The sequence below is a fragment of the Butyrivibrio sp. AE3009 genome, assembly GCF_000420845.1.
GTDB lineage: Bacteria > Bacillota > Clostridia > Lachnospirales > Lachnospiraceae > Butyrivibrio.
On sequence record NZ_ATVS01000030.1, the window covers coordinates 35,043 to 42,562 of the forward strand.

A 7,520-nucleotide genomic window follows, 5' to 3' on the forward strand; every position below is an offset into this window, starting at 1 on the left:
AACAGAGTTGGGATGATAATGCCATAAAAATTATGAATAATGGTTTTTGGAACCCCAAAAGTGTCATTCGTCCGATTTCAAGTGTCATTCGTCAGAAAATCAACATTATAAGATGATTATGTGTTAGGATGTTGCCCATAAGAAAAGAGGATCTGTTTTGAAGCGTGGGAGTAAGTATAGACAGATCTAAACAACGAAAGGTAAACGGAAAAAGTATGAGTGAGTTTAGTATCAAACCTGATTCAGTTAAACAGCAGGTTCAGACACTGGCTGATGCTGCTGCAACAGTTCAGTCACAGGCTGATATTCTTCAGGAGATTTTAAATGTTCCTTTTTTGGCAGGACCTGCTTACGAGATCGTGCGTAGGACGCTGGAAGCAATCCTTGAGGATATTGTGAAGCATCATTCCAAGCTGGAGCAATTCAGTGAAGTATTGAAACAGATTGTTGAATACTATATTACAACCGAACAGGAAGTAATCGAGCAGTTCAAATCCCAGAGGGGAATATATAATCCACAGTATGACGGTAATCATAACTGGAATCCCGGAGAATCGTGGAATCCCGGCAGAGATTTTGGCACTGGTGACTGGGGTATGCCCGGTGGAAGACCCGGAGACTCAGGTGCCGGAGAAGCAGGCGGCTACGGCGGTTACGGTGAAGAGTCAGGCAGAGCCGGTGGCGATTATGAAGGAAGAAGTGCGGGCGATCCCAGCGATGGAGTACCCGGCGGCAATAGCGGCGCAGGCACAGGCGGAGCCGGAGGAAGATCAGGTGGCTCAGGCAGTTACGGCGGTGGAAACGCAGGCGGTGGAAACCCCGGTAGTGCAGGCGGCTACGGCGGAAGCGGCTCAGGCGGCAACAGCGGCTCAGCCGGTGCACAGGCTGGCGGTGGCGCATCAGCAGGCAATCCAGGTAGCTCAGGCGGCTATGGCGGTGGAAACGCAGGCGGCTATGGCGGCGGAAGCGCAGGTGGCTATGGCGGCGGAGAAGCAGGCGGCTACGGCGGAAGCGGCTCAGGTAGCGCAAGCGGATCCGGTAGCGCAAGTGGCTCAGGTAGCGCAGAAGAAGTGAGGGCCGAAATGGGATATATTAACATCGGCAACCCAGCTATAACAGTTGAGCCTTTACCTTATATGCCTAATCCGGATATGCCAATTGATGCGGCCATTCCGATCGATCATATCATGCCGGTTGATCCGGAAACAGGTATTCCGATTGAGAGATTCCCCGGAATACAGCCTATTCCTATGCCGGAACCTCTTATCCCCGGAGTAGAGCCTATTCCTATGCCCACACCCGGAGTAGAGCCTATTCCTATGCCCACACCCGGAGTGAATCCTATCCCTATGCCCACACCAGGAGTGAATCCTATCCCTATGCCTTCACCCGGATTTGAGCCTATTTATCCAGGTGGATCAGGCGGTCCTGTACCTATGCCTGTAATAGATCCTATTCCCGGATTGGACCCTATTCCTATGCCGACACCGACTATTCCCGGAGTAGATCCTATTCCCATGCCGGAACCTTTCAGACCCGGAGTAAGACCTGTACCAATGCCGGATCCCGGTCGTTATTTTGATCCTCGTTTCCTGGGGCCCGAGATATTCCCGGATGTTGAACTGTAATAACGAGATTTTTACTAAGCGGTTTACTTATGTTTTTTGCCTAAGTAGACCGCTTTTTGTGGTATACTAAAACATTATAAGAAGCGCTACGGGAGTAAATAATTCTATGAAATTGACATTTGTAGGCGCAGATCATGAGGTGACAGGAAGCTGTCATTTCATCGAATGCGCGGGTAAAAATATCCTGGTGGACTACGGTATGGAGCAGGGCAGGGACTATTTTGAGAATGTTCCCCTTCCCGTATCCGCTCCGGAGATCGACTATGTACTTCTGACCCATGCACATGTGGATCATTCCGGTAATCTGCCGCTTTTGTATGCCAAGGGCTTTCGCGGCAAGATCTATTCCACCGATGCCACTGCGGAGCTGTGCAACATCATGCTGCGTGACTGTGCACACATTCAGATGCAGGAAGCAGAGTGGAGAAACAGGAAGGCCAAGAGAAGCAAAGATATTAACAAAATGGAGCCTTCCTATACTATGGAGGATGCTGACAAGACCATCAAGTGTTTTGTTCCCTGCCCCTACGGCAAGGAGATAGAGGTCTGTGAAGGTGTTAAGATAAGGTTCACAGACATCGGACATCTGCTTGGCAGTGCCAGCATAGAAGTGTGGCTCACGGAAAAAAATGTGACCAAGAAGATAGTCTTTTCCGGTGATATAGGTAATACCGACCAGCCTCTTATCAAGGATCCCCAGTACACCTCAGAAGCAGATTATGTTGTAATGGAGTCAACCTACGGTGACAGACTTCATGCCGAGGAGAAGCCCGATTATGTGGCTGAGCTGGCGGAGATTCTCGACAGAACCTTTGCAAGAGGCGGTAATGTGGTCATTCCATCCTTCGCGGTGGGAAGAACCCAGGAGATGCTCTATTTTATAAGGAAGATCAAGAAGGATGGGCTGGTTAAGTCTTATCCTAATTTCCCGGTATTTGTGGACAGTCCCCTTGCCGTTGAAGCAACCGAGATATTTGAGAACAACCAGTTTGAGTGCTACGATGAGGAAGCTCTTGAACTGATCAGAAAGAGGATCAATCCAATAACTTTCCCGGGAATTAATCTTGCTATTACTATGGAAGAATCCAGGGCGATAAATGAAGATCCGGAGCCCAAGGTAATTATCTCTGCCTCCGGAATGTGCGATGCGGGAAGAATAAGACATCACCTTAAGCACAATTTGTGGAGACCTGAGTGTACTATTTTGTTCGTGGGATATCAGTCCGTTGGAACAACGGGTAGGGCCATCATCGACGGAGCTACACAGGTGAGACTCTTTGGCGAGACCATTGACGTGAAGGCAGAGGTGTGCAAGCTCGAGGGATTGTCCGGTCATGCTGATAAGAACGGACTTATCAAGTGGCTTAAGGGCTTTGATGTCAAGAGACCCAAGCGCGTATTTATCGTGCATGGTGAAGACAGTGTATGTATGTCTTTTGCCAAGTGCCTTGAAGAGGAATACGGCTATGATACCTATGCACCTTATTCCGGAACTGAGTTCGACATCATATCCGGAATGATAACCAAAGAAGGTATTCCGATTCCTATCAAGAAGAAGGAGTACACGCTTGTTTCGGATGTATATGCCCGTCTTAAGGCTGCAGGTGCGCGCCTTATGGGTATTATTGCCAGATCGGAAGGTATATCCAACAAGGACAAGGCCAAATTTGCGGATCAGATCAATTCACTATGTGACAAATGGAGCAGATAAGTGGAGCCATGTGTTTATCTGCGATGTAAATAGGATGAAAAAAGAGGGGAGAAGAGTATGTCAAGAGCAGATGAGATTTTTATTGATATGTGCAGAGATATCTTAGAGAACGGTACATCAACGGAGGGGGAGAAGGTACGTCCTCACTGGCCTGACGGAACATCAGCCTACACGATCAAGAAATTCGGCGTGGTGAACAGGTACGATCTGTCCAAGGAATTTCCCATAATGACCCTTAGAAAGACTGCCCTTAAGAGTGCGACGGATGAGATTCTCTGGATCTATCAGAAAAAGAGCAACAATATTCACGACCTTAACAGCCACATCTGGGATGAGTGGGCCGACGAGACCGGTTCCATCGGCAAGGCCTACGGCTATCAGATTGGGCAAAAGAGTATCTACAAAGAGGGTGAGTTTGACCAGATCGACAGGGTTATCTACGACCTTAAGAACAACCCCTTCAGCAGAAGGATTATGACCAACACCTACGTGTTCTCAGATCTTCATGAGATGAATCTGTACCCCTGCGCTTACAGCGTTACCTATAACGTAACTCAGAAGAAGGGAGAGGACAGGCTTACTCTTAACGCTGTCCTTAATCAGAGATCCCAGGATGTTCTTGCAGCCAACAACTGGAATGTTGTCCAGTACGCAGTTCTTGTTCATATGCTGGCTCAGGTCTGTGACATGAATGTGGGAGAGCTGGTGCACGTTATCGCAGATGCACATATCTATGACAGACATGTACCGCTCATCAAGGAGCTTATTGAGAGAAAGCCTCTTCCTGCACCTAAGTTCCACTTAAATCCTGACGTCAAGGATTTCTATGAATTTACAAGAAACGATGTATCCCTCGAGGGCTACGAAGTAGCCGGGGAGCAGATCAAGGATATTCCAATTGCGATCTGAACGATATAGGGCATGAGTAATCGCGGTGCTTGTGCTTGCACGAAGCGCTGTGATTATGAAATGGCCGAACGTACATGAGGAAGTAGCGTGGTAATGCGGATTCCGAATGTGCGTAGGATTGCGAGAGCGTAAGCGGAGCAAGCCGTATATCGTTCATAAAGTAGTGGGTATCATACAACAAGTCAAACGGAGGAGTTTATGAAAGCAATCGTAGCAGTAGACAGTAACTGGGCCATCGGCAACAAGGGCAAGCTCCTTGTCAGCATTCCCGCCGATCAGAAGAATTTCAGAAACATTACCATGGGGAACACAATAGTATATGGAAGAAAGACCCTTGAGACTTTTCCCCAGCAGGTGGTTCTTCCCGGAAGAGACAATATTATTTTATCAACCAGAGAGGACTATGCGGTTAAAAATGCCAGGGTAGCCCACAACAAGGAAGAGCTTCTTGATATGGTTGGAGGCCTTAATAGCGATGAGGTATTTATCATCGGAGGCTCCAGTGTCTACAATGAGTTTATTGATGAGTGCGACACTGCCATCGTGACCTTTATCGATAAGGAATATCAGGCAGATTCCTATTTCCCCAATCTGGACGAAGACCCGAACTGGGAAATGGTGGATGAGAGCGATGAGCAGGTATATTTTGACATAACCTATACTTACAGAACCTATAAGAGAAAGTAACGGTGGGTATTATGGCTGACAGGAAGAAAGCGTTAGTTCTGATTAATAGAAAGGCCGGAATGGGCAAGGCCGGCAATGAAGTCATGCAGCTTGTGGAAAAGCTCGGGGCAAAGGGCTATGAGCCTATTGTTTATCCGATTATTCCGGGAACCGAATTAACTTCTGAGAAACTTGTGGCCGAATATGACACGGAGGCCGAGCTTATTGTGTGCAGTGGCGGCGACGGAACTTTGAACCACGTTATGAATGCCATGATGAACATGGAAAAGAGACCGCTTCTGGCCTATATTCCCGCAGGAAGTACCAATGATTTTGCCAGAGGGCTTGGGATTCCGTCCGGTCACCTGGCTGCCGCCGAGATTGCGGTTGAGGGCGAGCCTTTTTCCTATGATGTGGGAAAAATGAACGATCACTATTTTAACTATGTAGCTGCCTTCGGAGCTTTTTCCAAGGTAAGTTATGCTACGGATCAGGAGCTGAAGAACGTTCTGGGCTACGCAGCCTACGTAATCAGTGCCATTGCGGAGCTCCCTCAGAATATTGGTTATAACTGTCATATGAAGATAGAGACCGATGATCTTACAGAGGAAGGGGACTATATCTTCGGGGCTGTGTGCAATTCAGCCTCCGTTGGCGGAATGAAGCTTCTTGAGAATGCAGATGTTCAGCAGGATGACGGCAAGATGGAGCTGATCCTTATTCGCGCACCCAAGAATATCGGAGAGATAAATCTGATACTGACAGCTCTGGCGGTGGGAGATGTTAACAGTAATTTCATCACCTTCAGACAGGTTAACAAAGTTACTTTTTATTCCGATGAGAACACCAGCTGGACCATAGACGGAGAGTACGGCGGAGACGCAAGAACCACTGAGATAGAAGTAATAGACAAGGCCATAACCATTATGACAGGCAAGAAAGGATAATCAATGTTTGATCCCGTATCCGTCGCTAAGTGCGACAGCTACAGTATAGAGGATGTAAGGCCCGCCCTTAAGGAAGTTCTGGACAATATCGGCGGGCTTGAATTTGTTAAGCCGGGGATGAAGGTTGGAATTAAGGCCAATCTTATTACGGCGTTGGAACCGGGGAAGGCAGGGACTACTCATCCGGCTCTTTTGAGGGAGCTGAGTATTCTTTTGACAGACCTTGGGGCAGAGGTGGTAATAGGAGACAGCCCCGGGGAGCTGTACAATCAGGCTGTTCTTGACAGAGTTTACAGAGTATGCGGCCTCACAGACATGGTAAAAGAGCTGTCGGGGGAACGCAAGGTCAGGCTAAATGACGATTTTTCCATAAGTAATGCGGTATTTCCCGAGGCAGAGTCCATCAAGACCTTTATCTACACGGGGTGGCTGGACAAAGTGGATGCCATCATAGATTTCTGCAAGCTCAAGACCCATGCAATGATGGGATTTAGCTGTGCGGTCAAGAATATGTTCGGAACGGTGCCCGGTACCACCAAGCCGGAGTATCATATGAGATTTCCGGAGGAGAGAGCCTTTGCCAATATGATGGTGGATCTCAATGAGTATTTTAAGCCGGTGCTGTATGTGGTGGATGCCGTAGACGGAATGGAAGGAAACGGACCGACCATGGGAGATAAGAGGCATGTAGGTGCGCTTCTTGCATCCAAGAGACCCTATGCTCTTGATATGGCCTGCGCTGATATTATAGGAATGGGGCTGTCTGACTGTGCTATTTTGGGAGCTGCCTATGAGAGAGGTTTGGGACCGAAGACTGTAGCTGAGGTTGATATAGTGGGAAGGGTTTCCCTAAGTGATGTGAAGATACCTGATTTTCACAGGGCCACCAGCCATCAGAGTATTACCTTTGAGGGTGAGGGCATAGGCTGGAAGATTGCGGCCTGGGCGGTGAAGACAGTGTTTAATGCAAGGCCTCAGGTCAAGGCGGCGGAGTGTATCAGCTGCAAGAAGTGTTATGAGACCTGTCCGGCCAAGGCTATTACGATGGTGCCTTATACCAAGAAGGTTAATGGGACGGAGAAGGAGATCACGATTCCGTCGATTGACAGGAGCAAATGTATCAAGTGCTTTTGCTGCCAGGAGTACTGCCTGGTGGGAGCAATGAAAGTGCAGGAAAATCCCATTGGCAAATTCATCAAAGGATTGCAGAAGAGCTAAATACATTGACATGAGGACGCTCATTGCCCGGCGAGCCTTGCTTGTATAGACAAATAAACCTCATGGCGCTGGACACTGCGAAGAGCCCATAAGCGCTGTATCGCGGCGTGCATAAGGCACTTGCGATACAATGGTCTCTTCTTCGTAGCACCAAAATCGGTTTATTTATCTATACAAGCAAGGCTCGCCGGGCAATGAGCTGTAATATGGCAAGCCAAGGTAATTTAGCGGACTTTTGAGGGCGGCAATCAGGAGCTGGTGGCAGGCTAAGTGTAATGAGCTGTAATATGGCAAGCCAAGGTTATTTAGCGGACTTTTGAGGGCGGCAATCAGGAGCTGGTGGCAAGCCAAGGTAATTAAGAGAAAGATGTTTTAGATATAGATGGTTATATACGAGAAGAAGATTCATAAAGACGGACATGAGTATATTGAGATAACGGG

The 7,520-nt window shown here is 48.1% G+C and carries 6 protein-coding genes; all 6 read left to right on the forward strand.

What is annotated here, in order from left to right; genetic code table 11:
• Nucleotides 1-215: 215 nt before the first annotated feature.
• The gene (locus G588_RS21705; RefSeq protein WP_022779322.1) at nucleotides 216-1,628 is read left to right on the forward strand and encodes a hypothetical protein; all 1,413 of its coding nucleotides are present in this window, start codon (nucleotides 216-218) and stop codon (nucleotides 1,626-1,628) included.
• A gap of 106 nt (nucleotides 1,629-1,734) precedes the next feature.
• Entirely contained in the window at nucleotides 1,735-3,339 is a 1,605-nt protein-coding gene (locus G588_RS0113790) for an MBL fold metallo-hydrolase RNA specificity domain-containing protein (RefSeq protein WP_022779323.1), read from the forward strand.
• 57 nt (nucleotides 3,340-3,396) lie between these two features.
• On the forward strand, nucleotides 3,397-4,248 hold the full coding sequence (gene thyA, locus G588_RS0113795) for a thymidylate synthase (protein WP_022779324.1): 852 nt from the start codon (nucleotides 3,397-3,399) through the stop codon (nucleotides 4,246-4,248).
• Between the two features lie 198 nt (nucleotides 4,249-4,446).
• Nucleotides 4,447-4,935: a dihydrofolate reductase gene (locus tag G588_RS0113800; protein ID WP_022779325.1), complete on the forward strand. Its 489-nt coding sequence runs from the start codon at nucleotides 4,447-4,449 to the stop codon at nucleotides 4,933-4,935.
• A gap of 11 nt (nucleotides 4,936-4,946) precedes the next feature.
• Entirely contained in the window at nucleotides 4,947-5,861 is a 915-nt protein-coding gene (locus G588_RS0113805) for a diacylglycerol/lipid kinase family protein (RefSeq protein ID WP_035788576.1), read from the forward strand.
• A 3-nt stretch (nucleotides 5,862-5,864) separates the two neighbouring features.
• Complete coding sequence (locus G588_RS0113810) at nucleotides 5,865-7,079, forward strand: DUF362 domain-containing protein (protein WP_022779327.1); 1,215 nt, start codon at nucleotides 5,865-5,867, stop codon at nucleotides 7,077-7,079.
• The last annotated feature ends 441 nt before the right edge of the window (nucleotides 7,080-7,520 follow it).

What these genes read in the sequence shown, in the direction of transcription:
- G588_RS21705 (WP_022779322.1), top strand. Translation starts at nt 216, where the DNA reads ATGAGTGAGTTTAGTATCAAACCTGATTCAGTTAAACAGCAGGTTCAG.
- G588_RS0113790 (WP_022779323.1), top strand. Translation starts at nt 1,735, where the DNA reads ATGAAATTGACATTTGTAGGCGCAGATCATGAGGTGACAGGAAGCTGT.
- thyA (WP_022779324.1), top strand. Translation starts at nt 3,397, where the DNA reads ATGTCAAGAGCAGATGAGATTTTTATTGATATGTGCAGAGATATCTTA.
- G588_RS0113800 (WP_022779325.1), top strand. Translation starts at nt 4,447, where the DNA reads ATGAAAGCAATCGTAGCAGTAGACAGTAACTGGGCCATCGGCAACAAG.
- G588_RS0113805 (WP_035788576.1), top strand. Translation starts at nt 4,947, where the DNA reads ATGGCTGACAGGAAGAAAGCGTTAGTTCTGATTAATAGAAAGGCCGGA.
- G588_RS0113810 (WP_022779327.1), top strand. Translation starts at nt 5,865, where the DNA reads ATGTTTGATCCCGTATCCGTCGCTAAGTGCGACAGCTACAGTATAGAG.